The organism is Acetobacter farinalis (assembly GCF_011516935.1).
GTDB lineage: Bacteria > Pseudomonadota > Alphaproteobacteria > Acetobacterales > Acetobacteraceae > Acetobacter > Acetobacter farinalis.
Map to the genome: position 1 here is coordinate 1 of NZ_WOTF01000061.1, position 1,291 is coordinate 1,291.

1 protein-coding gene is annotated in these 1,291 nt (G+C 42.8%); it reads left to right on the plus strand.

Annotated features, from left to right (window positions below; genetic code table 11):
* Nucleotides 1–295 precede the first annotated feature (295 nt).
* A complete protein-coding gene (locus GOB82_RS13185) occupies nucleotides 296–1,042 on the plus strand; it encodes a glycosyltransferase family 25 protein (RefSeq protein WP_166123791.1) in 747 nt (248 codons plus the stop codon).
* Nucleotides 1,043–1,291: the final 249 nt, after the last annotated feature.

The window sequence follows — 1,291 nt, forward strand, 5'->3', positions numbered from 1 at the left end:
AACATCAAAGAAACCAGTCTGCTTCATGATCCATGCCCCCAATCAACTCAAGGGAAATGGAATCACAGAGCAGCTCTCAAAACCAGGGGGTTTTTCGAACCCTCCAGGTGGCTATTCAAGAGGGTTAAACGCTATAAATGTAGTGTGTGGAGAAGAGTATCATACAACCGCATAAGGCTTCGGAGTTACTTGTGTGGATTGTTCATACGCTTCTAAGGCAGATGTCGTGTTGTGATTGAGCAATAAGCAGAAACTTGAACGTTATCTGTGTGTTTTTATGAATGGGAATCTCAATATGCTTAATCCGATCAGAGTTATATCTCTTGATAGAACACCAGAGCGTTTCACGATGTTTCAGAAATTCAATTTTCATCTTCCAATCCAGCGTGTTTCTGCCTGTGAAGGAGGGGAGATTAAAAAAGAAGAATATATTGAATCTGGAATTTTCAGTGGTGATCTGGAGTATTCTGTCGGAGCAATGGGAATCGCGGTTTCACATATCAGATTGTGGCAGGAAGCCGTCTCTGAGAATTCAGTGCGTCATGTTGCCGAAGATGACGCCATTATCCGAAATGACTTCTACCAGATTTTTGCAGAAGCGGATGTGGCTATAAAGGGATGGGATATTTTTCTATGGGGATATAATGATGATTGGCCAGTTGGTCTTTCTTCGTACTTTAAAGCGGTGGTTTCTCTGGAAGGGAAAGCTCACTCGCAAGATTTCATTTCCGGAAATTATTCGAGTTTCCAGTTGGAGGAAAGAAAGCCGTCTTTTCTTCCTTTGGCGTCAGCTGCAGGTATAGGGCTTTATTCGGTTTCACCTCAAGGTGCTCAAAAGTTGTTGGACAAGTGCCTTCCACTGGCGAATCACAAGGCCAAATATGCAAAGGATACGAGCGTTTCATGGAGTAACACAGGACTGGATGTAGAAATGTCTCGCCATTATGAAGATATGAATGCCTATCTGAGCTTTCCGCCCATGGCCTTGATGATCAATGACATGGAGAATTCCACAATTAGAGGAAGTAATATTTTCAAGTAGAAAATGTTCATTTTAAAATAAAATGTGATTAACAGTATATTTTCTTAGTGGGCGTCGGGTTCTTAAGTGTGAAAGTAGAATCCGACAACTTCTCGAGAAGTTCTTAAATGGAAGACTCATCGTACGGTCGGCAAGAGGTGACGTGCTCCCTTTTTTGTATCCACTCAAAAGGAGAGTTCCCGTTTTTTTATGGCTTGGGGTTGGTGGGATGACAAGTGTCTCGGGGGCATGCCCCCGAGACACTTGTCT